The following is a 25,629-nucleotide window of genomic DNA, read 5'->3' as shown; positions in this document are numbered from 1 at the left end:
GTTGTAGCGCTTCAAGCAAAAGCCCCGGCTCGTTATGAGTCGGGGCTTTTTTGTGGCGGAGGTTTTTGTGGGGTTTGTGAGGACGCCATCGCGAGCAGGCTCACTCCTACAAGGTTTTGTGTTCTTCGCTCCATATATGCCTCACCTCGGCCCTTGTAGGAGTGAGCCTGCTCGCGATGAGGCGATACCTCCACTACAAATATGGCAGGCACAAAAAAGCCCCGCACTTCTCACAAAGGCGGGGCTTTTCATCAGGTCGCTGAATCAGAACAAATCAATCGGCGCCTGCTCATCCGCCGGCAGCGGACTGCCCGGCACTGAGCCATTCCCCAGCTCATTCACCGATGGTGGCGTGTCCTCAGCCTTGAACAGCTCGAAGTAGGCTCCCGGCGTGCTCGGCGTCGCCGCGCGACCACTGGCTGGATCCACCCGCAGGCTCAGCATACCTTCCGGCTCAGGCTGCACGTGTGGCGGCTTGTCCTTGAGGGCGGCCGCCATATAGTTCATCCAGATCGGCAGTGACACAGTGCCGCCGAACTCGCGGCGACCGAGGCTTTCCGGCTGATCGAAACCGGTCCAGACCGTGGTCACGTAATCGGCGTTGTAACCGGAGAACCACGCATCTTTCGATTCGTTGGTGGTACCGGTTTTGCCGGCGATGTCGCTGCGGCCCAAGGCTAGCGCACGACGCCCCGTGCCGCGCTTGATGACGTCTTGCAGCATGCTGTTGAGGATGTAAATGGTGCGCCCGTCGACGATGCGCTCAGCAACTGCCGGAGTTTGCGGCGCGGCGGCGCTAGCCGGGGTTTCACCCGGAACCGGCGCGGCGTTGACCGTGAACGATTCAGTGGCCGGCGCCGCGAGGCCGTCAGTGGCCGAGGCACCCTGCGGAACGGTCGGCGGATTGGCGACGAACAGCGTGTCGCCATTGCGGCTTTCGATCTTGTCGATGATGAACGGCGCGACCTTGTAGCCACCGTTGGCGAACGTGGCCCAACCGGTGGCGATCTCCATCGGCGTCAGCGTTGCGGTACCCAGCGCCAGCGACAGGTTCGGTGGCAAGTCCTGCTTGTTGAAGCCGAAGCGGGTGATGTAGTCGATGGTCTTGCTTACGCCCATTGCTTGCAGCAGGCGGATCGAAACGAGGTTGCGCGACTTGTACAGCGCTTCACGCAAGCGGATCGGGCCGAGGAAGGTGTTGGTGTCGTTCTTCGGGCGCCAGACCTTGTCCAGGTACTCGTCGACGAACACGATGGGGGCGTCGTTGACCAGCGTCGCGGCGGTATAACCGTTGTCCAGCGCAGCGCTGTAGACGAACGGCTTGAAGCTCGAGCCCGGCTGACGCTTGGCCTGCATGGCGCGGTTGTAATTGCTCTGCTCGAAAGCAAAGCCGCCGACCAGCGAGCGGATCGCGCCGTTCTGCGGATCCAGCGACACTAGCGCGCCTTGCGCCTGGGGAATCTGGCTGAATTTCAGCGAATTGTCTTTCTGGCGCTGCACGCGGATCAGATCACCGATCTGCGCGACATCCGACGGCTGGCGCGGGTTGGCGCCCATGCTGTTGGTATTAAGGAACGGTCGCGCCCACTTCATGGTGTCCCACGCGACATGTTCTTCGCCGGTGCGGGTCAGCACTTGCAGGCCATTTTTGTCGACCTGAGTGACGATGGCCGGCTCAAGGCTGCTGATGGTGCGTTGTTTGGTCAGCTCGGTTGCCCAGGCCTCGCGGGTCTTGCCCGGCAGGCGCGATTCGGGGCCACGGTAGCCGTGCCGCTGATCGTAGGTCATCAAGCCTTCATGCAGCGCGGTGTTGGCCATTTCCTGCAGGTTGCTCGGCACCGTGGTGGTGACCCGGAAACCCTCGGTGTAGGCGTCGCTGCCATAGCGGCCGACCATTTCGGCACGGGCCATTTCGGCAATGTACGGTGCGTTCACTTCCGGGGTTGGCACGTGATAGCTGGCGTTCAGCGGCTCGTTGATCGCGGCGGTGTACTCCGGCTCGGTGATCTTGCCGAGTTTGTACATGCGCCCCAGGATCCAGTCGCGACGCTCTTTACTGCGCGCCGGGTTGGCCAGTGGATTGAAGCGCGAAGGGGCTTTCGGCAGGCCGGCGATCATCGCCATCTGCGCCAGGCTGACGTCGCGGATCGACTTGCCGTAATACACCTGCGCCGCTGCCTCGATGCCGTAGGCGCGGTTGCCCAGATAGATCTTGTTCACGTACAGCTCAAGGATCTCGTCCTTGGTCAGCTGCCGTTCGATCTGCAAGGCCAGAAGAATTTCAGTGGTTTTGCGCGAGAAGCTGCGTTCGCTGGAGAGGAAGAAGTTCTTCGCCACCTGCATGGTGATGGTGCTGCCGCCCGATTGAATGTGACCGCTCTTGACCAGTTGGGTCGCGGCACGCATCAGGCTGCTCGGATCGACGCCGTAGTGGTTGGCGAAATTGTCGTCTTCAGCACTTAGTAACGCATTAATGAAATTGGGGGGAATGTCGGCGAAACGGATCGGAGTACGGCGCATTTCGCCAAACTCTGCGATCAACTTGTCGTCGCTGCTGTAGACCCGCAGGGGAATCTGCAACTGAATGCTTCTCAGAGCCTCCACGGACGGCAAACCCGGACTAAGGTAAAGATACGCGCCGCTGAGAGCTAAAAGCAGTCCGCAGAAAACGGCGACGATGGACCAACCGAAAAATTTCAGCAAACGAATCAAGGCTTTTGGACATCCAGGGCAAAAAATGAATTTGGCGACGGGGTTCCGGCTACACACAGAACTGTCCGCGCAGGCAGTAAAAAGCGGAAAAAATCGCTGGGCATTATAAGCACTTTTCTGCTGGGGGCGTCATTTGCGCTTCTGTCAAGACGGGGTGAAGGAACGCAATGTGTATTACAGAGTCCGTAACTCACGGAAAGTCATAGGGAATTGGTAGTGCTGGGACTCTTCAATAAAAAGACCAATGCGTTACTGGGGATCGACATCAGCTCCACGTCGGTGAAGCTGCTGGAACTGAGTCGTCAGGGTGATCGCTACCGGGTCGAGGCTTATGCGGTGGAGCCGCTGCCGCCGAACGCCGTGGTCGAAAAAAATATCGCCGAGCTCGAAGGCGTGGGTCAGGCCCTGACCCGGGTTCTGGCCAAGGCGCGCACCGGGCTGAGAAGCGTGGCGGTGGCGGTGGCCGGTTCCGCGGTGATCACCAAGATCATCGAGATGGACGCGGGGCTTTCCGACGATGAACTGGAAAACCAGCTCAAGATTGAAGCCGACCAATACATTCCCTATCCGCTGGACGAAGTCGCCATCGACTTCGAGGTTCAGGGCGTGTCGCCGCGTAACCCCGAGCGGGTCAACGTATTGCTGGCGGCCTGTCGCAAGGAAAACGTCGAAGTCCGTGAAGCGGCACTGGCGCTGGCCGGGCTGACCGCGCGGGTGGTGGATGTCGAAGCGTATGCGCTGGAGCGCTCGTTCGGCTTGCTCGCGACGCAGCTGGCGGCTTCTCAAGAGCGTTTGACCGTGGCGGTGGTCGACATCGGCGCCACCATGACCACCCTCAGCGTCCTGCACAACGGAAAAATCATCTACACCCGCGAGCAGTTGTTCGGCGGCCGGCAACTGACCGAGGAGATCCAGCGTCGTTATGGTCTGACCGTCGAGCAGGCGGGGCTGGCGAAAAAACAGGGTGGTCTGCCCGACGACTACGTCAGCGAAGTGTTGCAGCCGTTTCGCGAGGCGCTGGTACAGCAGGTATCGCGTTCTTTGCAGTTTTTCTTCGCTTCCGGTCAGTACAACGCCGTCGATCATATTCTGCTCGCCGGCGGCACGGCGTCGGTGCCGGGGCTGGATCGGCTGATCGAACAGCGCCTGGATACACCGACCCAAGTGGCTAATCCGTTTTCCAATATGGCCCTGAGCAGCAAGGTCAACGCCGGGGCCCTGGCCAGTGACGCGCCGGCCTTGATGATCGCCTGCGGGCTCGCGCTCAGGAGTTTCGACTGATGGCGCGGATCAACCTTTTACCTTGGCGCGAGGAGCGCCGCGAAGAGCGGCGCAAACGCTTCCTGCTGGCGCTGACCGGCGTGGTGGTCGGTTCGATCGGTGCGGTGTTCATTGCCGATCAGATCATCAACGCGGCCATCGCCCGGCAAGTGGCGCGCAACGACTACATCGGCAAGCAGATTGCCGTGGTCGACGAACGGATCAAGCAGATCAGTGAACTCAAGGCTCATCGCCAGCAACTGGTCGAGCGCATGCGCATTATCCAGGACTTGCAAGGCAACCGGCAGGTCAGCGGCCGAATCTTCGATCAACTGGCGCGCACCTTGCCCGACGGCGTGTATTTCACTGACGTGAAGATGGTCGGTAAAACCTTGTCGATCAGCGGTGCGGCGGAGTCGAACAACCGCGTCTCCGAACTGATGCGCAATCTGGACGCGTCCGACTGGTTCGACGCGGCAAGCCTCACTGAAGTCAAAGCGACCAGTGCCGATCAGGTGGAGCAGACCAACGTCTTTCAACTGACCGTTCGTCAGACCCAGCCGAAGATTGTGGAGGACGCGCAATGAAGCCGTCCGAATGGCTGGAGAGTCTGCGCAATATCGATTTCAACGATCTGGACACCAGCAACATCGGGTCGTGGCCGGGCGCGGTCAAAGCCATCGCCGGGGCGCTGTTGATGGTGCTGGTATTGGCATTTGGCTATAACTTTTTCATCAGCGACATGCAAAACCAGCTGGAGCTCAAGCGTGAAGAAGAGGCCACGCTCAAGCAACAGTTTGCCAGCAAGGCACACATTTCAGCCAATCTGGAGCTGTACACCCAGCAGATGAAGGAGATGGAAAACTCCTTCGGCGTGCTGCTGCGCCAGTTGCCCAGCGACACCGAAGTGCCGGGCTTGCTCGAGGACATCACGCGTACGGGTTTGGGCAGTGGTCTTGAGTTCGAAGAAATCAAACTGCTGCCGGAGGTTACCCAGCAGTTTTACATCGAGCTACCGATCCAGATTACCGTCACCGGCGCCTACCACGACCTCGCGACGTTCGTCAGCGGCGTGGCCGGATTGCCGCGCATCGTTACCCTGCATGATTTCGAATTGGCCCCGGCCAGCAAAGAGGGTGGGTCGAAGTTGCGCATGAGTATCCTCGCCAAGACCTACCGCTATAACGACAAGGGGCTGCAGAAATGACCCTCGTTCGTTATTCCGCCGGCTTGATGGCCCTGCTGGCATTGAGCGGCTGTGGTGGCAGCAATGACTTCAACGACCTCGACGCCTACATGAATGAAGTGCGCTTGCGTCCGCCAGGCAAAATTGAACCAACCCCGACATTCCGGTCTTACCCAACATTCACTTACAGCGCTGCCAACCTGCGCAGTCCGTTCTCGCGGCAGGTGCGCGTCGATCTGGCCGGGCAGCAGCGTGGTTCACGCAACGTCAAACCCGACCCCGCCCGGGTTAAGCAATACCTCGAAGGTTTCAACATCGAGCAGTTCGAGATGGTCGGCACGATTGCCAATGCTTCCGGTTCCTTCGCGCTGTTGCGTGGCGCCGGCGGCGTGCATCGCCTGAAGGTCGGCGATTACCTGGGGCGCAACGATGGCCGCATTGTCGCCATCAGCGCCACCCAGGTCGATGTGGTTGAAATCGTGCCCGACGGCGAAGGCGCCTGGCTGGAACGTCCGCGCACCATTCCTTTGAAAGAGCATTCATAGTGGAAGTCGAACAATGAACAGGATTTTCTCCACCCTCGGTTTTTCGCTATGGATAGCGCTGTTGTCACCGATGGTACAGGCGGCCAACTTGAAGGCGCTGAATGTGGCGGCGTTGCCGGGTGATCGCGTCGAACTGAAGCTGTCGTTCGACGGCCCGCCGCCGCAGCCCAAGGGTTACACCACCGAGTCACCGGCGCGAATTGCCCTGGACTTGCCCGGTGTGGCGAGTCAGTTGGCGAGCAAAAATCTCGATCTGGGCAGTGGCAATGCACGCACGGCCACGGTGGTTGAAGCCAAGGACCGCACCCGGCTGATTGTCAGCCTCACGCAATTGGCGCCTTACGACACTCGGGTCGAGGGCAACAATCTGTTCGTGGTGGTCGGTCAGGGCGCGCCGGTCAAGGCGCCGCGACCGGCAGTGGTTGCACCGCGTGCGGCGACTGCTGCGGCGGCACCCGCCAAGGCGTTCGTACCGAAATCCCGCGCCATTCGCGGTGTGGATTTTCAGCGTGGTACTGCGGGCGAGGGCAATGTCGTCATCGACCTGTCCGACCCGACCATCGCCCCTGATATCCAGGAGCATGACGGCAAGATCATCCTCAGCTTTGCCCGTACGCAATTGCCGGAAAAGCTGCGGGTGCGTCTCGACGTCAAGGATTTCGCCACGCCGGTGCAATTCGTCAACGCCGGCGTAACCGGTGATCGCACGGTCATTACCGTCGAGCCCAGCGGCACCTTTGACTACTCCACGTTCCAGACCGACAACAAGCTGACCGTCAGCATTCGCCCGATGACCGTCGACGACCTGCAAAAACGCAACGCCGATCGTCAGGCCTATGTCGGTGAAAAGCTCTCGCTGAACTTCCAGGACATTGACGTGCGCTCGGTGCTGCAACTGATCGCCGACTTCACCAACCTCAATCTGGTGGCGAGCGACACGGTGCAGGGCGGCATCACCCTGCGTTTGCAAAACGTGCCGTGGGATCAGGCGCTGGATCTGGTGCTGAAAACCAAGGGCCTGGATAAACGCAAGATCGGTAATGTGCTGCTGGTGGCCCCGGCCGATGAAATCGCCGCGCGCGAACGTCAGGAGCTGGAGTCGCAGAAGCAGATCGCCGAACTGGCGCCGCTGCGTCGTGAGCTGTTGCAGGTGAACTACGCCAAGGCTGCCGACATCGCCAAGCTGTTCCAGTCGGTAACAAGCGCCGAGGCCAAGATCGACGAGCGTGGATCAATCACTGTCGACGATCGGACCAACAACATCATTGCCTACCAGACTCAGGATCGTCTCGACGAGCTGCGGCGGATCGTGGCGCAACTGGATATTCCCGTGCGTCAGGTGATGATCGAGGCGCGCATCGTCGAGGCCAACGTCGATTACGACAAGAGTCTGGGGGTGCGCTGGGGCGGTTCGATCCAGAACAAGGGCAACTGGAATGCTTCCGGGGTCAACGGTTCATCAACCACCATCGGCACGCCGGGCAGCACCAGTACCAACTCGCCGTTCGTCGACATGGGGACCGTCGGCAACACTTCCGGGATCGGCATCGCATTCATTACCGACAACGTTCTGCTCGATCTGGAACTGACGGCCATGGAGAAGACCGGTAACGGCGAAATCGTTTCGCAGCCCAAAGTGGTCACCTCCGACAAAGAGACCGCGAAGATCCTCAAAGGCACCGAGATTCCTTACCAGGAAGCCAGCTCCAGCGGCGCCACGTCGGTGTCGTTCAAGGAGGCTTCGCTGTCGCTGGAAGTGACCCCGCAGATCACTCCGGACAACCGCATCATCATGGAGGTCAAGGTCACCAAGGACGAGCCGGACTACCTGAACAAAGTGCAGGATGTGCCGCCGATCAAAAAGAACGAGGTCAACGCCAAAGTGCTGGTCAATGACGGCGAAACCATCGTGATTGGGGGTGTTTTCTCAAATACTCAAAGCAAGGTCGTAGATAAGGTGCCATTTCTTGGCGATGTGCCGTATCTTGGCCGCCTTTTCCGGCGTGATGTGGTTTCGGAGAAAAAATCCGAGCTGCTGGTATTTCTCACTCCGCGTATCATGAATAACCAGGCGATTGCTGTGAGTCGTTGATTCTGTGCGAAATTTGATTCTTGTAGGTCCGATGGGTGCTGGCAAAAGCACCATCGGCCGATTACTGGCCAAAGAGCTGCGCCTGCCGTTCAAAGATTCCGACAAGGAAATTGAACTGCGCACGGGCGCCAATATCCCGTGGATCTTCGACAAGGAAGGCGAGCCGGGCTTTCGTGACCGCGAGCAGGCGATGATCGCCGAGCTGTGCGAGTTCGACGGCGTGGTGTTGGCGACCGGTGGGGGCGCGGTCATGCGCGACGCCAACCGCAAGGCCCTGCATGACGGCGGGCGCGTGGTGTATCTGCACGCCTCCGTCGAACAGCAGGTCGGCCGCACGTCCCGCGATCGCAATCGACCGTTGCTGCGCACCGCCGATCCGGCGAAAACCCTGCGTGACCTGCTCGCCATCCGTGATCCGCTCTATCGGGAAATTGCCGATCTGGTGGTGGAAACCGACGAACGGCCGCCGCGCATGGTAGTGCTCGACATTCTCGACCGTCTGGCGCAGCTTCCTCCCCGTTAAAGCATCGCCCGAAATGCGCTATCCTCGGCGTCCTGTCACAGCCCGCCAAGGTTGTGGCGGATGGCGTGCCGGCGGCGTCATACCCGCTACAGGCCGCAGTAACCAATAATTCAGGGCAGGACGCCTGCTTCCATCTTCACTGTGGGGACACATGCAGACACTCAAGGTCGATCTAGGCGAGCGCAGCTACCCGATTCATATTGGCGAAGGTTTGTTGGATCAGCCCGAGTTGCTGGCTCCGCATATCCACGGGCGTCAGGTGGCAATCATCTCCAATGAGACCGTTGCGCCGCTCTATCTCGAACGTCTGACGCGCAGCCTGGCGCAGTTCTCGGTTATTTCCGTGGTGTTGCCGGACGGCGAAGCCTTCAAGAACTGGGAAACCCTGCAACTGATCTTCGACGGTTTGCTGACCGCCCGTCATGACCGCCGTACCACCGTGATCGCCCTCGGCGGCGGTGTGATCGGCGACATGGCCGGTTTCGCTGCTGCCTGCTATCAACGCGGCGTCGACTTCATCCAGATCCCCACCACGTTGCTGTCCCAGGTCGATTCGTCGGTGGGCGGCAAAACCGGGATCAACCATCCGCTGGGCAAGAACATGGTCGGCGCGTTCTACCAGCCGAACGTGGTGCTGATCGATACGACGTCCCTGAAAACCCTTCCACCACGCGAGCTGTCGGCGGGTCTGGCTGAGGTCATCAAGTACGGTCTGATCTGCGACGAGCCGTTCCTCGGCTGGCTCGAAGACAACGTCGACGCCTTGCGCGCGCTGGATCAAACAGCCCTGACTTACGCCATCGAGCGCTCCTGCGCAGCCAAGGCTGCGGTGGTCGGCGCCGATGAAAAGGAAACCGGCGTACGCGCCACGCTCAACCTCGGCCACACCTTCGGCCACGCCATCGAGACCCACATGGGCTATGGTGTCTGGTTGCATGGTGAGGCGGTGGCGGCTGGCACCGTGATGGCGCTGGAGATGTCTGCGCGTCTGGGCTGGATCAGCGAGCAGGAGCGCGATCGCGGCATTCGTCTGTTTCAGCGGGCCGGCCTGCCAGTGATTCCGCCTTCTGAAATGAGCGAAGCCGATTTTCTTGAACACATGGCAATCGACAAAAAAGTGATCGACGGTCGTCTGCGCCTGGTGCTGCTGCGCCGGATGGGCGAAGCGGTAGTGACCGACGATTATCCGAAAGAGGTTCTACAGGCCACGCTGGGAGCGGATTACCGCGCCCTGGCTCAGCTTAAAGGTTAATAAGATTCCGATGACTAGTTTGCATGCCGACGAGGCGTTCCTCGGCCATTTCCAGTTAAGCCACGACCCCTTCGCGCCGCGCGTTCCGGGCTTCAAATTCTTTCCGGCCCAGCGCAAACCGGTGCTCGGCCAACTGCATCACCTGGCGCGTTACAGCCAGTTGCTGCTGGTGGTCACTGGCCCGCAGGGCAGCGGCAAGACGTTGCTGCGTCAGGCGCTGGTCGCCAGCACCAACAAGCAATCGGTACAGAGCGTTGTGGTTTCCGCGCGTGGTGCCGGCGATGCCGCTGGCGTACTGCGTCAGGTGGCGCAGGCGCTGAACGTGGCGCAGGCTGAAGTCGGCGCGATTCTGGATCAGGTGGTGCAGTTGGCACTCACCGGCCAGGAAGTCTATTTGCTGGTGGACGACGCCGAGCAGCTCGACGAATCCGCCCTCGAAGCGCTGATGGCGCTGGGTGCCGGCGCGCCGGAAGGTCGCCCGCATGTGTTCCTGTTCGGTGAGTCGTCGCTGATCGCTCAGCTTGAGGCTTTGCACCTCGAAGAAGAGCGTTTCCACGTCATCGAATTGCAGCCTTACACCGAAGAAGAGACCCGCGAATATCTCGACCAACGGCTCGAAGGTGCGGGCCGGGGTGTCGAACTTTTCACCGCGGATCAGATCTCTGATATTCACGAAAGCTCCGAGGGTTGGCCTGGCAACATCAACCAGGTCGCTCGCGATGCACTGATCGAAGTCATGATTGCCAGCCGCTCTGCGGTCAAGCGTCCAAGTATGGGGTTCAACATGCCGAAGAAACACGTATTGGCGATTTCCGCCGTCGTTGTGGTTGCGGTCGCCGCCGCCTGGCTGATGCCGGGTCGCAACAAGGCGCCAACCACCGGCGCACCCGCCAACGAACAGGCACAACTGCCATTGGGTCAGGGCGCAGCCAATGGCGGCGCGCCGAACGTCGAGTTCGCCGGTAATACCCAGCCGATGCCATTGCCGCTGGTTGGCAACTCGCAACCGGTCATGCGCGGCCCGCTGGCCGAAGCTGCTGGCGGTATCACCGAAGGCGACGACGGTGTACCACTGGAAGGCTCCAGCGACACGCCGCCAACCGTGACCACCTCCGCGCCTCCTGCGGGCGTTCCGGCCGGTCCTGCTCCAACACCGGCTCCGGTCCCAGCAGTCAAGCCGACGCCGACGCCGGCACCGACCCAGATCGCTACCGCCAAGCCTGCTCCGGCAGCGCCAGCGGCCAAACCTGCTCCAGCGCCAGCCAAGCCAGTTGCCGCCGCCAAACCAGCCGAGAAGCCGGTTACCGTGGCCAAAGCCGCCGGTGGCAGCTGGTACGCCGGGCAGCCAACGAGCAACTACGTGGTGCAGATCCTCGGCACCAGCTCCGAGACGGCTGCGCAAAGCTTCGTCAAGGAGCAGGGCGGCGAGTACCGTTATTTCAAGAAAGTCCTCAATGGCAAGCCGCTCTACGTGATCACCTACGGCAACTTTGCCAATCGTGATGCGGCTGTTTCTGCCATCAAGGCCTTGCCAGCGAAGGTTCAGGCTGGTAAACCTTGGCCTCGCACTGTCGCCAGCGTCCAACAGGAACTGGCAACAACTCGCTGAAGATTCGGCGGCCTTACCCAGGCCGCCTCTCCAAGCACCTCAAAATTTCTACATGTGCGCGCTTCCTTCCAGGTCGCGTGCCTTGTGGTGTCTGCGTCACAGTAGTCTTTGAGTCGTTGCAGTCAAAATTAAAAAAGTTTTGACTAGCACAGCAGATCGCTTTAAACCTTTCACAAATGCGACATGAATTTGCGACAGTTCGTCGTCAAATTTGTGAGCCTCTGTGTCGCTGTGTACAATGACCACCCTTTTGCCCCCGCCAAGCCGGCGTACGTTCGGCGCGGATCGCAAGTGGTTGAATTGAAAAGAAATTTGCCTCGAAAAGAGGCAGCCTGGTGAGAAAGTGTCTATGAAAGCAGGTCTGTACCAACCAGATGAATTCAAGGATAACTGCGGTTTCGGCCTGATAGCCCATATGCAGGGCGAGCCCAGTCATACCCTTTTGCAAACGGCCATCGAGGCCCTGACCTGCATGACCCACCGCGGTGGGATTAATGCCGACGGCAAGACCGGTGACGGTTGCGGTCTGCTGATTCAAAAGCCTGACGCCTTTCTGCGCGCTATCGCTCAGGAAACCTTCAGCGTCGAGTTGCCCAAGCAATATGCCGTGGGCATGGTCTTCTTCAATCAGGATTCGGCCAAGGCCGAAGCCGCTCGCGAGAACATGAACCGCGAGATCCTCGCCGAAGGCCTGCAACTGATCGGCTGGCGCAAAGTGCCAATCGACACCAGCGTCCTCGGCCGCCTGGCCCTTGAGCGCCTGCCGCAAATCGAGCAGGTGTACATCGGCGGCGAAGGCCTGAGCGATCAGGACATGGCGGTCAAACTGTTCAGCGCCCGTCGCCGTTCGTCGGTGACCAACGCTGTCGACAGCGATCACTACATCTGCAGCTTTTCGCACAAGACCATCATCTATAAAGGCCTGATGATGCCGGCCGATCTGGCCGCGTTTTATCCGGACCTGAGTGACGAGCGCCTGCAGACCGCGATCTGCGTGTTCCACCAGCGCTTCTCCACCAACACCCTGCCGAAATGGCCGCTGGCTCAGCCATTCCGCTTCCTCGCCCACAACGGCGAGATCAACACCATCACCGGTAACCGTAACTGGGCTCAGGCCCGTCGGACCAAGTTCACCAATGATCTGATGGATCTGGAAGAACTCGGCCCGCTGGTCAACCGCGTGGGTTCCGACTCCTCGAGCATGGACAACATGCTTGAGCTGATGGTCACCGGCGGCATCGACCTGTTTCGTGGCGTGCGGATGATCATTCCGCCTGCGTGGCAGAACGTCGAAACCATGGACCCGGATCTGCGTGCGTTCTACGAGTACAACTCGATGCACATGGAGCCGTGGGACGGCCCGGCCGGCGTGGTAATGACCGATGGTCGTTACGCGGTGTGCCTGCTCGACCGTAACGGTCTGCGCCCGGCGCGCTGGGTTACCACCACCAACGGTTTCATCACCGTTGCGTCGGAAATCGGCGTCTGGAACTACCAGCCAGAAGACGTGATCGCCAAGGGCCGTGTCGGCCCGGGCCAGATCCTTGCCGTGGATACCGAAACCGGGCAGATCCTCGACACCGATGCGATCGACAACCGTCTCAAATCCCGTCATCCGTACAAGCAATGGCTGCGCAAGAATGCCCTGCGCATTCAGGCGACCATGGAAGACAACGACCACGGTTCGGCTTTCTACGACGTCGATCAGCTCAAGCAATACATGAAGATGTATCAGGTCACGTTCGAAGAGCGCGATCAGGTACTGCGTCCGCTCGGCGAGCAAGGCTACGAAGCCGTTGGCTCGATGGGCGACGACACGCCGATGGCCGTGCTGTCCCAGCGCGTGCGCACGCCGTACGACTATTTCCGCCAGCAGTTCGCGCAGGTCACCAACCCGCCGATCGACCCGCTGCGTGAAGCGATCGTGATGTCGCTGGAAATCTGCCTCGGTGCCGAGCGCAATATTTTCCAGGAGTCGCCGGAACACGCCTCGCGCGTGATCCTCAGCTCGCCGGTCATTTCCCCGGCCAAGTGGCGCTCACTGATGAACCTCGATCGCCCGGGTTTCGAGCGGCAGATCATCGACCTCAATTACGACGAAAGCGTCGGCCTCGAAGCGGCGATCCGCAACGTCGCCGATCAGGCTGAAGAAGCCGTGCGCGCCGGTCGTACCCAGATCGTTCTGAGCGACCGTCATATCGCGCCGGGCAAACTGCCAATCCACGCTTCGCTGGCGACCGGTGCGGTGCACCATCGCCTGACCGAAAAAGGCCTGCGTTGCGACTCCAACATCCTCGTTGAAACCGCTACCGCGCGTGATCCGCATCACTTCGCCGTGCTGATCGGTTTCGGTGCCTCGGCGGTCTATCCGTTCCTGGCGTACGAAGTGCTGGGCGACCTGATCCGTACCGGTGAAGTCCTGGGCGACCTCTATGAGGTGTTCAAGAACTACCGCAAAGGCATCACCAAAGGCCTGCTCAAGATTCTGTCGAAGATGGGCATCTCGACCATCGCTTCGTACCGTGGTGCGCAGTTGTTCGAGGCCATCGGTTTGTCTGAAGAGGTTTGCGACCTGAGCTTCCGTGGTGTGCCGAGCCGCATCAAGGGTGCGCGTTTCGTCGACATCGAAGCCGAGCAGAAAGCCCTCGCTGCCGAAGCCTGGAGCCCGCGCAAGCCGATCCAGCAGGGCGGGCTGCTGAAGTTCGTCCACGGTGGCGAATATCACGCGTACAACCCGGACGTGGTCAACACCCTGCAAGCCGCTGTGCAGCAGGGCGACTACAGCAAGTTCAAGGAATACACCGCGCTGGTGGACAACCGTCCGGTGTCGATGATTCGTGACCTGCTCAAGGTCAAGACCCTCGACACGCCGTTGGACATCAGTGAAATCGAGCCGCTGGAATCGGTGCTCAAGCGCTTCGACTCCGCCGGTATTTCGCTGGGCGCCCTGTCGCCGGAAGCTCACGAAGCCCTGGCCGAAGCCATGAACCGCCTCGGTGCGCGTTCCAACTCCGGCGAAGGCGGCGAAGATCCGGCGCGCTACGGCACCATCAAGAGCTCGAAAATCAAGCAGGTCGCAACTGGCCGTTTCGGCGTGACGCCGGAATACCTGGTCAATGCCGAAGTGCTGCAGATCAAGGTTGCCCAAGGCGCCAAGCCGGGCGAGGGTGGTCAACTGCCAGGTGGCAAGGTCAACGGGCTGATCGCCAAGCTGCGTTATGCAGTGCCGGGCGTGACCCTGATTTCGCCACCGCCGCACCACGACATTTATTCCATCGAAGACTTGTCGCAGCTGATTTTCGACCTGAAACAGGTCAATCCGAAGGCGCTGGTCTCGGTGAAACTGGTGGCTGAAGCAGGCGTCGGCACCATCGCCGCCGGTGTGGCCAAGGCCTACGCGGACTTGATCACCATTTCCGGCTACGACGGTGGTACCGGCGCTTCGCCGCTGACCTCGATCAAGTACGCGGGCGCTCCATGGGAACTCGGCCTGGCCGAAACCCATCAGACTCTGCGCGGCAACGACCTGCGCGGCAAAGTCCGGGTGCAGACCGACGGTGGCCTGAAGACCGGCCTCGACGTGATCAAGGCAGCGATCCTCGGCGCCGAAAGCTTCGGCTTCGGCACCGCGCCAATGATCGCCCTGGGCTGCAAATACCTGCGCATCTGCCACCTGAACAACTGCGCCACCGGCGTTGCCACTCAGAACGAGAAGCTGCGCAAGGATCACTACATCGGCACCGTCGACATGGTGGTGAATTTCTTCACCTACGTCGCCGAAGAAACCCGTGAGTGGCTGGCCAAGCTCGGCGTGCGTTCCCTCGAAGAGCTGATCGGCCGCACCGATCTGCTGGATATCCTCGAAGGCCAGACCGCCAAGCAACATCACCTGGATCTGACTCCGCTGCTGGGCAGCGATCACATTCCGGCGGACAAGCCGCAGTTCTGCCAGGTTGAGCGCAACCCGCCATTCGACCAAGGCCTGCTGGCCGAGAAAATGGTTGATCTGGCGACGTCGGCCATCAACGACCTCAGCGGTGCCGAGTTCGACCTGGACATCTGCAACTGCGACCGTTCGATCGGCGCGCGGATCTCCGGCGAAATCGCCCGCAAGCACGGCAACCAAGGCATGGCCAAAGCGCCGATCACCTTCCGCTTCAAAGGGACGGCCGGTCAGAGCTTCGGCGTGTGGAACGCCGGCGGTCTGAACATGTACCTGGAAGGCGACGCCAACGACTACGTGGGCAAAGGCATGACCGGTGGCAAGCTGACTATCGTGCCGCCCAAGGGCAGCGTTTATAAGACTCAGAACAGCGCCATCATCGGCAACACCTGCCTGTACGGCGCCACTGGCGGCAAGCTGTTCGCCGCTGGCACCGCAGGTGAGCGTTTCGCCGTGCGTAACTCCGGTGCCCACACGGTTGTGGAAGGCACTGGCGATCACTGCTGCGAGTACATGACCGGTGGTTTTGTCTGCGTGTTGGGCAAGACCGGTTACAACTTCGGCTCTGGCATGACTGGTGGTTTCGCCTATGTGCTTGACCAGGACAACAGCTTCGTTGACCGGGTCAACCACGAACTGGTGGAAATCCAGCGGATCAGTGGTGAGGCGATGGAATCCTATCGCAGCCACCTGCAAAACGTGCTGAACGAGTACGTCGCGGAAACCGACAGCGAGTGGGGTCGTGAACTCGCCGAAAACCTCGATGACTACTTGCGCCGTTTCTGGCTGGTCAAGCCTAAGGCTGCCAACCTGAAATCGTTGCTTTCCAGCACTCGTGCCAACCCGCAGTGATATGCGCCTGAAGAGTTTGATGAGGTTTTAACAATGGCTGAACGTCTGAATAACGACTTCCAGTTCATCGATGTCGGGCGCAAAGATCCGAAGAAGAAACTGTTGCGTCAACGCAAGAAAGAGTTCGTCGAGATCTACGAACCGTTCAAACCCCAGCAGTCGGCCGATCAGGCCCACCGCTGCCTGGGTTGCGGCAACCCGTATTGCGAATGGAAGTGCCCGGTGCACAACTTCATTCCCAACTGGCTCAAGCTGGTGGCCGAGGGCAACATCCTTCAGGCCGCCGAGCTGTCGCACCAGACCAACACCTTGCCGGAAGTCTGCGGCAGGGTGTGCCCGCAGGATCGTCTGTGCGAGGGTGCCTGCACCCTCAACGACGGCTTCGGTGCAGTGACCATCGGTTCGGTCGAGAAGTACATCACCGACACCGCGTTCGCCATGGGCTGGCGCCCGGACATGTCCAAGGTCAAACCGACCGGCAAACGTGTCGCGATCATCGGTGCTGGCCCGGCAGGTCTGGGCTGTGCCGACGTGCTGGTGCGTGGCGGCGTGACCCCGGTGGTGTTCGACAAGAACCCGGAAATCGGTGGTCTGCTGACCTTCGGTATCCCCGAGTTCAAGCTGGAAAAGAGCGTGCTGAGCAATCGTCGCGAAGTTTTCACCGGCATGGGCATCGAGTTCCGTCTCAACACCGAAGTCGGCACAGACGTGACCATGGAGCAACTGCTCGCCGAATACGATGCCGTGTTCATGGGCATGGGCACCTACACCTACATGAAGGGCGGTTTTGCCGGTGAGGACCTGCCGGGCGTTTATGACGCGCTGGACTTCCTGATCGCCAACGTCAATCGCAACCTGGGCTTTGAAAAGTCGCCGGAAGATTTCGTCGACATGAAAGGCAAGAAGGTTGTGGTGCTCGGTGGTGGTGACACGGCGATGGACTGCAACCGCACCTCGATCCGCCAGGGTGCCAAGTCGGTAACCTGCGCTTATCGTCGTGACGAAGCGAACATGCCCGGCTCGCGCAAAGAGGTGAAGAACGCCAAGGAAGAAGGCGTGAAATTCCTCTACAACCGCCAGCCGATCGCCATCGTCGGCGAAGACCGGGTCGAAGGCGTGAAAGTGGTCGAGACCCGTCTCGGCGAACCGGATGCCCGTGGCCGTCGCAGCCCCGAGCCGATCCCGGGCTCCGAAGAGATCATCCCGGCTGACGCCGTGGTCATCGCCTTCGGTTTCCGTCCGAGCCCGGCGCCGTGGTTCGAGCAGTTCGAGATCCAGACCGACAGCCAGGGCCGCGTAGTTGCGCCTGAGCAAGGTCAGTACAAGCACCAGACCAGCAACCCGAAAATCTTTGCGGGTGGCGACATGGTGCGCGGCTCCGACCTGGTCGTGACGGCAATCTTCGAAGGCCGTAATGCGGCTGAAGGGATTCTGGATTACCTGGGCGTCTAAACCCCAGTCCGAAACTGCACCGCAACTCCTGTGGGAGCTGGCTTGCCAGCTCCCACAATGTTTTGTGGTGTTGTAAAAATACGAGCGCTAACGGAGCGGTTGTGTGCTGGTGATCGCTGCGCGACTTTCGAGTTGTGCGGCGATTCATTCACGCCATGTCAAAAGAGTTTTTGCCTGATTTGTTACTTGCACGGATTACTCTGGCTAACGGTCTGAAAAAGGTTCCAAAGCTCCATACCAAACACTGGAGAACTGAGATGGTTAGCTGATCCGCCATGGGTGGAACCCACGACCTGGTTCGTGTTCATGTCAACCCATGCTCCACCACTGGAACCTCCGAAGAGAAAGTTTGGAGTTATTTGGTGCATGCTGCCGTTTGGCATCATAAAACCATTGAAAGCTTTGAGCGATAGCCCTTGGTAACCAACCACCGTTACAGGTATTTGGGAAGCGTTAATTCTTAATCCCATCCACCCCGTAATCGAATTGCTAACTCTTAAGAAAGCGTAGTCCAGTTGACCTCCTGGACTACCAACATAGGAAGAGGAGGTTGATGAACAACTGGGCAGGAAATAGTAAAGTTTACCTGTGCTTGGGAAGCTTTGTTCAAAGCGTAGGTTTTTATACCATTCTCCCGTTGTTTTATCTCTAACGCAGTGAGCGGCAGTAAGTACGACGTTCTGGTTTACAAATTGACCGCTGCATTTGGAGCGTCCTGAGGGGCCATCAAAATACAGTATGCCAAGCTGTGTGAAAGGGTGTCTGTCGCGGTTTGGGCTGTAAAGATTTTTAGCCTCTCCTTGTTCCCTGATATCTGGATTGTAAGGTGGTTGCAAATCAACAGCGGGAGAGCTCTTTTGTACTAAGTCTGCGTTTTTTTCACGTTGCTGTTCTACAGGTTGGGCTTGCGGTTCGTAAATAGGCAAGGGCATTGGTGTAGCGGTTTTCATTTCCTCCTCAGTCCATGTATGTGTGGTATCGGGCTTGGCATGATCAAATTTTGAATCGCTGGCGTCTGCAGCAGATGCAACGGACATGTACATTAAAATTAGCGAAAAACCTGAGTATAATTTTTTCATCTTCTAATTCCTTTTATAGATTTCTTTCTCAGAGAGGACTTAAATTTCATCCTAGTGTCGTTTTATATTGGTAACAACTGTAAAAGTTGACAGGTATAACGAGTTTTAAATAAGAACTAGAATGAAGGTTTTTCGTACCGCAGGCCCTAAACGTCATTTTTATCGTGTTCGATGCCGTGACATAAAAAGCTGTGGGAGTGGGGTTGTCTTGCACCCCTCCAGATTCCATCAGTACAAGCAACAGAGCAGCCATATGAAAATCTTGCTGGGTGGCGACATGTTGCGCGGTTCCGATCTGGTGGTGACGGCGATCTTCGAAGGCCGCAATGCGGCTGAAGGGGATTCTGGATTACCTGGGCGTCTAAACAGACAACGCAATACCCTGTCGTTTCGGGGGGCTGCAAAATCTGTATTCCAACGCAATAAATTGACCCGATAGACAAAAGGCTGACCTGCATCCGTGCCTTTTCCCTCGCGCTCTGAGAAAATGCCCGCACTTTTTTTCCGGATGCCGACATGACTGCCCTGAAGAACGACCGTTTCCTGCGCGCCCTGCTCAAGCAACCTGTAGACGTTACCCCTGTGTGGATGATGCGTCAGGCCGGCCGCTACTTGCCGGAATACCGCGCCAGCCGTGCCCACGCCGGTGACTTCATGAGCCTGTGCATGAATCCGGAGTTCGCTTGCGAAGTCACCATGCAACCGCTCGACCGCTATCCACAACTGGACGCGGCGATCCTGTTTTCCGACATCCTCACCATCCCCGATGCCATGGGTCAGGGCCTGTACTTCGAGACCGGTGAAGGTCCGCGCTTCAAGAAAGTCGTCAGTACCCTGGCTGACATTGAAGCCCTGCCGATCCCTGATCCGCACAAAGACCTCGGCTACGTGATGGACGCGGTCAGCACCATCCGTCGCGAACTGAATGGCCGTGTGCCGTTGATCGGCTTCTCTGGCAGCCCGTGGACCCTGGCGACGTACATGGTTGAAGGCGGCTCGTCGAAAGACTTCCGCAAGACCAAAGCCATGCTCTACGACAATCCGCAAGCCATGCACCTGCTGCTGGATAAGCTGGCGCAGTCGGTGACCTCGTACCTCAACGGCCAGATCATGGCCGGCGCGCAAGCGGTGCAGATCTTCGACACGTGGGGCGGCAATCTGTCGGCAGCGGCGTATCAGGAATTCTCGCTGGCCTACATGAAGAAAATCGTCAGCGGTTTGATCCGCGAAAACGACGGTCGCAAGGTGCCGGTGATCCTGTTCACCAAGAACGGCGGCCTGTGGCTGGAAAGCATCGCCGAGGCTGGTGCCGATGCACTGGGCCTGGACTGGACCTGCGATATCGGCAACGCCCGCGCCCGTGTCGGCGACAAGGTTGCGCTGCAAGGCAACATGGACCCGACCGTGCTTTATGCAAAACCGGAAGCCATCCGCACCGAAGTCGGACGCATTCTGGCCAGCTACGGCAAGGGCAGCGGCCACGTGTTCAACCTCGGCCACGGCATCACCCCGGAAGTCGACCCGGAACACGCCGGCGCCTTCCTGCGCGCGGTGCATGAGTTGTCGGCGCAGTATCACGAGTGATCGATACGCAATAAAAAACGCCCGGCAAATGCCGGGCGTTTTTTAAATCAAAAGATCGCAGCCTGCGGCAGCTCCTACATTGGATTTCGTTTTCCTGTAGGAGCTGCCGAAGGGTCGGGCCGCGATCGGACGATCTTTTGCTTTTAAGCTTTCACACCACCCAATGGCGGCAACTTCGCCAGCTTCAACGCTATTAACAGCGCCAGCAGCAACAGCGCGCCAATAAACAGCCCAATCCCGTTCCACCCACCCAAATGCCAAAACACCCCGCCCGCTGTGCCGGCAATGCTTGACCCGGCGTAATAGCTGAACAGGTACAGCGACGACGCTTGCCCCTTGGCCTTGACCGCCCGACGGCCGATCCAGCTGCTCGCCACCGAATGTGCGGCGAAGAAGCCGAAGGTGAAAATCAACATGCCGACGATCACCAGCAGCAACGAGGTGAACATCGTCAGCGCGAGGCCGACGAACATCAGCGCAATAGTTGCCCACAACACTTTGCGCCGCCCCAGTTTGTCCGCCAGCGAGCCGATCTTCGCCGAGCTGTAAATACCCGACAGGTACACCACTGACAGCAAGCCAACGAACACTTGATCGAGGTTGTACGGTGCGGCCAGCAAGCGATAGCCGATGTAGTTGAACAGCGTGACAAACGCGCCCATCAGTACGAACGCTTCAAGAAACAACAGCGGCAGACCGGCATCGCGAAAGTGCATGGTGAAACCGTCGAGCAAGCTGCGCGGATGAAGTGAGCGTGAGCGGAAGTTGCGCGACTCCGGCAGGATCTTCCAGAACACTGCTGCTGCAATCATCGCCAGACCGCCAATCACCAGCATCGCCGTGTGCCAACTGACGAAGTCGATCAACACGCCGGTAATCAGGCGTCCGCTCATCCCGCCAATCGCGTTGCCGCCGATGTACAACCCCATGGCCAGACCGATGTGCTGCGGATGAATTTCTTCACTCAGATAGGTCATCGCCACCGCCGCCAGGCCGCTCAACGACAAGCCGATCAGCGCGCGCATGATCAGCACGCCCTGCCAGCTCGGCATCATCGCACTGGCCATGGTGCACAGCGCTGCCGCGAACAGCGCGGCAACCATGACCGGTTTACGCCCGACCCGGTCGGAAATCGGCCCGGTGATCAGCAAGCCAATGGCGAGCATGCCGGTGGCCACCGATAGAATCAGGCTGCTCTGCGCCGCGTTGATCCCGTATTCATGAGACAGCAACGGCATCATCGGCTGCACGCAATACAGCAGGGCGAAGGTCGCGAACCCGCCGCTGAACAGCGCCAGCACCGTGCGCATGAACATCGGTGTGCCTTTTTCGATGTAGATCTCTTGCAGTTCGGCGACGACATCGTCCGACGCTGCGGGCGGGACTTCATGGGCAAGGGGCGCGATAGCAGTTTTCACTTCAGACCTCGGAGAACACGGCCAGGCAGGCAATGAAAAAATCATATAGCTGGCTAATGTTTCTATCCAATATATTGTTCGACCTGTTTGATAGCTTTAACGACCTAATGGGGTTTTCATGGAATTGCGTCACCTGCGCTACTTCATCGCCGTCGCCGAAGAACTGCATTTCGGCCGCGCCGCACAGGTGCTGGGCATCTCCCAGCCACCGCTGAGCCAGCAGATTCAGGCGCTGGAGCAAGAGGTCGGTGCACGTCTGTTTGAACGGACCAATCGTCGGGTCGAGCTGAGTGAGGCCGGTAGATTGTTTCTGGAAGAGGCGCGGCTGGTGCTGGCGCAAGTCGACAAAGCAGCGGATGTCGCCCGCCGTGCGCAACTTGGTGAACTCGGGGAACTGAAGATCGGCTTCACCTCGTCGGCGCCGTTCAACTCGACCATTCCGCAGGCGATCTTTTCATTTCGTCAGCGTTTTCCGGCGGTGCATCTGCATTTGCGTGAGATGAGCAGCACCCAAGTGGCCGAAGCGCTGGTCGACGAATCAATTGAAGTCGGCATCATGCGCCCGCTGGGTTTGCCGGATTCGTTGAGCGTGGTCGAGTTGATGCGTGAACCGCTGGTGGCCGTGCTCAGTTCCAAGCATCCGCTGGCGCAGGGCAGCGAGGACGGGTTGTTTCTCTCGGCGCTGGCGCTGGAGCCTTTCGTGTTCTTCCCGCGCAGTTATGGCAGTGGTCTCTACGCACAACTGCTCAGCCTGGCGCGCGACGCCGGCTTCAGCCCGCACTTCGCCCAAGAGGCTGGCGAAGCCATGACCATCATCGGTCTGGTGGCGGCGGGGTTGGGCGTGTCGGTGTTGCCGGCGTCCTACCAGCGGATGCGCATCGACGGCGTGGTCTACCGGCCGCTGCTCGATCCAGCAGCGGTATCGGCCGTGTGGCTGGTGCAGCGCAAGGATCAGAAATCACCGATGGCCAAGGCGTTTGTCGAACTGCTCACAAGTAAGGTCGAGCCTCTGAAAACCTGAAGTCAAAAGATCGCAGCCTCCGGCAGCTCCTACAGGGAAAAGGCATTCCAAATGTAGGAGCTGCCGAAGGCTGCGATCTTTTGATCTTGCCTTTCAAGGCAACCGCACCAGATCCCCCTTCAACGCCACCCGCGTCACAAAAATCCCCGCTCGACACTCGTAAGTATTCAAATCCTTGCGCACATGCTGGTCGTAATAACTGACGATATTGGTCACCGCATTTGCCCCGACCCGCTTGGCCTCGGCCTGCAACTTGATCAGGTTTGACTGCAACACCCACTCGCATGAGAACTGATCACTCTTGTTGAACCCGTTGGTGCTCAGATCACTGACCACGCCCCGCCTTAGCAACTGTTGAGTCCCCAGCGGTCCATTGCCAACCAGATAAAACTTCACACTGCCATCCAGCCGCCCGGCGCGAAGTGCGTCCGACAACACCGTCTCGAATGGCATGTACATCAGATTGGTCGCGTGGCTGGCACTGGGCAGCAGGCTGAAAAGGACGGCGGCGATCAGGGCTTTCACTTGCATGGTCATCTCCTTGACGGTGGAAGAGAGCAGCGAGTGTTTGATCGATTGGGGCTCGCCGTTCTGGCAGGCGCGATGTGTCAGCCTGCCGGGACGAGTGTAGATGCTGAAAATGCGAAGGGAGCTGAATGACCCTCGCCGCAATGCTTGTCAAACTCGATGAGCGTTCAGGACTATACATCTCAGAGGCATTGCCTATAGACGTGAAATTGTTCCTCGCAAACGAAACAAACGCCTTGGACAAGCCAGAGCGTTTGTCGCGCTGTCCAATGGGTTTCACGCCCGACTTCCTGTCTTGCGCCTTCAGATCTCAGGCGCATCCACGCGCACGATAATTACCGAGTCCGGGCGATTCGGGGCGATATTGGTCACGCCTTTCAACCAGACCAGGTTGTTTGCTGAGCGGGCGGTTTCAATCGCGTGCAGGGCCTCTGGGCCAATTGATTGTTCGGTAAACGCTTTGATGTTGTGGTGGATTTGATGACGTGTGCCTAGGGATCGATGCAGGTTCATGCAGAACACAAACTCATGTCCTTTGCGTTGGAACACCAGTGCTGGATAAATGTTGGTTCCGGTTGGTTTGAAGACGGTGTATCCATTGCGCGTCAACAGCATGTACATGGCGTGCTTGAGATCAACGGCTGTCTGAGTTGATGAAAAAAAACGCCAATATTGCGGGAGATCTTCCGCATCAAACTCCAGTCTCTCTAACGGCGCCTGTTTGTCGAGGAAGTCCAATTTCAATACGCGTTTACCCTTTGATCCGGGCTCCAGATGCGTTATCGGAAGCATGAGAAGTGGATCCATCATCTCCGGTCGTGGCGCCGGCCGTGTGGTTTTCCAGTCATTGAATGTTTGTCGCAGAGTTGTCAGCCCGGCGCCGGTCGCGATATCCCCGCCGTTGGCGAGGTCAAACTGTTTCCTGGCAACCTTACGCACGGAGGAAGTTGTCAGGTGCCGGAAGTAAGTGGCGACATAGTCGGTAAGCGGGCCGTTAAAAGGAAGTGTCGGATCGATCTCCCAGCGCTGCGTCGACGGAATCTGAATGGCGCCTCGAGGTTGTTGCTGGATGTGGTCCGACAGGATTTTATTCAGTGAGTCAAAGTCGTAACTCAAATGTGCAGGGTTTTTGACATAAACAATCGGCGGAGGCGGAAATTCACCATGGGGCAGGATTTCGTAGCGTAGACCGTCAACGGTTATATGGTTCAGGGAGAAACGTTCAGGACTGAGTTTCCAGCTTTTCCAAGGCATGGCAATGGATGTATCCGGAACCGGTGGCGCAGGATTCTCAGTTGTGCTTTCTTCATCGATCCCGCGCATGCGTTTGGCTGGGACGGCATCATCAGGCTCTTTATCGGGTAGTTCGCGGCGCGAAACAATCAGTTCTGAATTCCCGGCCTCAGCGTCGTCGGTCGGGAGCCGGCGCCATGCGAGAGAGTCTTCCACGCGTTCCAGTCGCGCCCCGAGGGTCAGCACCGACGGCAGACGCGCCCTTAAATTGCCTTGTGCATCCGTATCCACGCGTACCGTCCAGCCGTCGACGAGATCGACATATTGGCGCCCTCTGTCAGTTGTTCGAATCGCACTTACCGGATCCGGATCGGGTAAACGTTCTGCCAGACTTGGCGGCAGATAATAATCGCTGAGTGGACGCTCGACAGTGGTTTGGCTGATGGTTGTGTCAGCAGGGAGTTCGAAGACCTGAATGGTGGATAGTTGGGAGTCAAGCGAGGATGGAGGCTGCGCAGTCATCTGTCGCAGTTCGATATTACTGGTGTCGAGCAAACTGCGTAGAGTCAGCGTGCCATCGTCGGTAGGGCTGTAGCGAGTGGGTTGGTCAGTTTCCGGCCTGTCGGAAGTTATCACTTTTTTCAGCGGCTTCTTGCCCATGTTATTGCTCCATTGATCAGCTCGAGTTATTGGGTATACCTGAGCGAATGGAACGCTCAGGGAGCTTTGAGTTTTCCTCATATCAATGGTTGCTGGGCGGTAACTATGTATCGCTGGTTATTGCCCCGACGAGAATGCGACGCAGCTTTTCTGATTGACCCTGAGAAGGGCACTGCTGCGCAGTCCATCGGGGATAAATCCCCTCACCACAATGCAAAGCCGTCTTACTGCACCTTCGCCAGATCACCCTTCAACGCAACGCCCGCCATGATCGCGCCGGCGTGGCATTCGTAGGTCTGCGGGTCCTTGCGCTCGTTGCTCTTGTAGAAGCTGACGATGTTGGTCACGGCGTTGGCGCCGGCGCTTTTCGCGGCCTGGTGCAGGCTGATGATGGCCGATTGTGCGACCCACTCGCAGGCGACTTCGTCGGACTTGTTGAAGGCGTTGGTTTTCTTGTTGGTCACGGCGCCAGGGCTGACGACGGTGACTTTGCCGGCCGGGGTGTTGCCGGCCAGGTAAAACTTCACGCTGCCATCGATTTTGCCTGAGCGGGTCGCTTCGGCGACGGCTTTGTCGAACGGCAGGTAAACCGCCGTGTCACGGGCCTGGCTGACGGCCGGCAGAGCGCAGAGCATAAAGGTGAACGCAGCGAGTTTCTTGAAGTGCATGGAGGTCTCCTT

18 protein-coding genes and 1 pseudogene are annotated in these 25,629 nt (G+C 58.9%); 13 read left to right on the top strand and 6 right to left on the bottom strand.

Features of this window, described 5'->3' with window-relative positions; translation table 11 throughout:
- Positions 1–264 precede the first annotated feature (264 nt).
- Positions 265–2,709, bottom strand: a complete 2,445-nt coding sequence (locus tag ICA16_RS18405) for a penicillin-binding protein 1A (RefSeq protein WP_414704749.1) — start codon at positions 2,707–2,709, stop codon at positions 265–267.
- Positions 2,710–2,928: 219 nt separating this feature from the next.
- Between ICA16_RS18405 and ICA16_RS18400 the strand changes: the two genes are divergently transcribed.
- From ICA16_RS18400 to ICA16_RS18355, 10 genes are all read left to right on the top strand, one after another.
- Positions 2,929–3,993 (top strand): pilus assembly protein PilM, encoded by a 1,065-nt coding sequence (locus ICA16_RS18400; protein WP_210554321.1) that lies wholly within the window; start codon positions 2,929–2,931, stop codon positions 3,991–3,993.
- Complete coding sequence (locus ICA16_RS18395; RefSeq protein WP_210554320.1) at positions 3,993–4,559, top strand: PilN domain-containing protein; 567 nt, start codon at positions 3,993–3,995, stop codon at positions 4,557–4,559. Before ICA16_RS18400 ends, ICA16_RS18395 begins: the two co-directional genes overlap by 1 nt.
- The gene (pilO, locus tag ICA16_RS18390) at positions 4,556–5,179 is read left to right on the top strand and encodes a type 4a pilus biogenesis protein PilO (RefSeq protein WP_150604838.1); all 624 of its coding nucleotides are present in this window, start codon (positions 4,556–4,558) and stop codon (positions 5,177–5,179) included. The genes ICA16_RS18395 and pilO overlap by 4 nt, the downstream gene beginning before the upstream one ends.
- Positions 5,176–5,703 (top strand): pilus assembly protein PilP, encoded by a 528-nt coding sequence (locus ICA16_RS18385; RefSeq protein ID WP_210701210.1) that lies wholly within the window; start codon positions 5,176–5,178, stop codon positions 5,701–5,703. Before pilO ends, ICA16_RS18385 begins: the two co-directional genes overlap by 4 nt.
- Before the next feature lie 13 nt (positions 5,704–5,716).
- Entirely contained in the window at positions 5,717–7,795 is a 2,079-nt protein-coding gene (locus tag ICA16_RS18380; protein WP_210701209.1) for a type IV pilus secretin PilQ, read from the top strand.
- Positions 7,796–7,799: 4 nt separating this feature from the next.
- Complete coding sequence (gene aroK / locus ICA16_RS18375) at positions 7,800–8,318, top strand: shikimate kinase AroK (RefSeq protein WP_210554317.1); 519 nt, start codon at positions 7,800–7,802, stop codon at positions 8,316–8,318.
- A 151-nt stretch (positions 8,319–8,469) separates the two neighbouring features.
- Positions 8,470–9,570 (top strand): 3-dehydroquinate synthase, encoded by a 1,101-nt coding sequence (gene aroB, locus ICA16_RS18370; RefSeq protein ID WP_150604841.1) that lies wholly within the window; start codon positions 8,470–8,472, stop codon positions 9,568–9,570.
- Between the two features lie 10 nt (positions 9,571–9,580).
- On the top strand, positions 9,581–11,179 hold the full coding sequence (locus ICA16_RS18365; RefSeq protein ID WP_210554316.1) for an AAA family ATPase: 1,599 nt from the start codon (positions 9,581–9,583) through the stop codon (positions 11,177–11,179).
- A 349-nt stretch (positions 11,180–11,528) separates the two neighbouring features.
- Complete coding sequence (gene gltB, locus ICA16_RS18360; RefSeq protein WP_210701208.1) at positions 11,529–15,974, top strand: glutamate synthase large subunit; 4,446 nt, start codon at positions 11,529–11,531, stop codon at positions 15,972–15,974.
- Positions 15,975–16,007: 33 nt separating this feature from the next.
- Positions 16,008–17,426 (top strand): FAD-dependent oxidoreductase, encoded by a 1,419-nt coding sequence (locus ICA16_RS18355; protein WP_150617496.1) that lies wholly within the window; start codon positions 16,008–16,010, stop codon positions 17,424–17,426.
- A gap of 182 nt (positions 17,427–17,608) precedes the next feature.
- On the opposite strand, the gene ICA16_RS18350 is transcribed toward ICA16_RS18355, so the two are convergent.
- A complete protein-coding gene (locus ICA16_RS18350; protein WP_210701207.1) occupies positions 17,609–18,505 on the bottom strand; it encodes a trypsin-like serine peptidase in 897 nt (298 codons plus the stop codon).
- A 229-nt stretch (positions 18,506–18,734) separates the two neighbouring features.
- Between ICA16_RS18350 and ICA16_RS18345 the strand changes: the two are divergent.
- A pseudogene (locus ICA16_RS18345) lies at positions 18,735–18,870 on the top strand (hypothetical protein); the annotation flags it as partial.
- A gap of 151 nt (positions 18,871–19,021) precedes the next feature.
- A complete protein-coding gene (hemE, locus tag ICA16_RS18340; RefSeq protein ID WP_007909440.1) occupies positions 19,022–20,089 on the top strand; it encodes a uroporphyrinogen decarboxylase in 1,068 nt (355 codons plus the stop codon).
- Positions 20,090–20,232: 143 nt separating this feature from the next.
- Here the strand turns inward: hemE and ICA16_RS18335 are convergent, their stop codons facing one another.
- Positions 20,233–21,507 (bottom strand): MFS transporter, encoded by a 1,275-nt coding sequence (locus ICA16_RS18335; protein WP_210701206.1) that lies wholly within the window; start codon positions 21,505–21,507, stop codon positions 20,233–20,235.
- A 118-nt stretch (positions 21,508–21,625) separates the two neighbouring features.
- On the opposite strand from ICA16_RS18335, the gene ICA16_RS18330 reads away from it, so the two are divergent.
- Entirely contained in the window at positions 21,626–22,528 is a 903-nt protein-coding gene (locus ICA16_RS18330) for a LysR family transcriptional regulator (RefSeq protein ID WP_150604847.1), read from the top strand.
- A 93-nt stretch (positions 22,529–22,621) separates the two neighbouring features.
- Here ICA16_RS18330 and ICA16_RS18325 read toward each other — a convergent pair whose 3' ends face one another.
- From ICA16_RS18325 to ICA16_RS18315, 3 genes are all read right to left on the bottom strand, one after another.
- A complete protein-coding gene (locus ICA16_RS18325; protein WP_210701205.1) occupies positions 22,622–23,059 on the bottom strand; it encodes an excinuclease in 438 nt (145 codons plus the stop codon).
- Between the two features lie 300 nt (positions 23,060–23,359).
- Positions 23,360–24,949: a hypothetical protein gene (locus ICA16_RS18320; protein WP_210701204.1), complete on the bottom strand. Its 1,590-nt coding sequence runs from the start codon at positions 24,947–24,949 to the stop codon at positions 23,360–23,362.
- A gap of 224 nt (positions 24,950–25,173) precedes the next feature.
- Positions 25,174–25,617 (bottom strand): excinuclease, encoded by a 444-nt coding sequence (locus tag ICA16_RS18315; RefSeq protein WP_150604850.1) that lies wholly within the window; start codon positions 25,615–25,617, stop codon positions 25,174–25,176.
- Positions 25,618–25,629 lie beyond the last annotated feature (12 nt).

This window comes from Pseudomonas anatoliensis (genome assembly GCF_017976235.1).
Taxonomy (GTDB): domain Bacteria; phylum Pseudomonadota; class Gammaproteobacteria; order Pseudomonadales; family Pseudomonadaceae; genus Aquipseudomonas; species Aquipseudomonas anatoliensis.
Note: the sequence above shows the minus strand (reverse complement) of the source record. Positions and strands in the feature narration are given on the sequence as shown.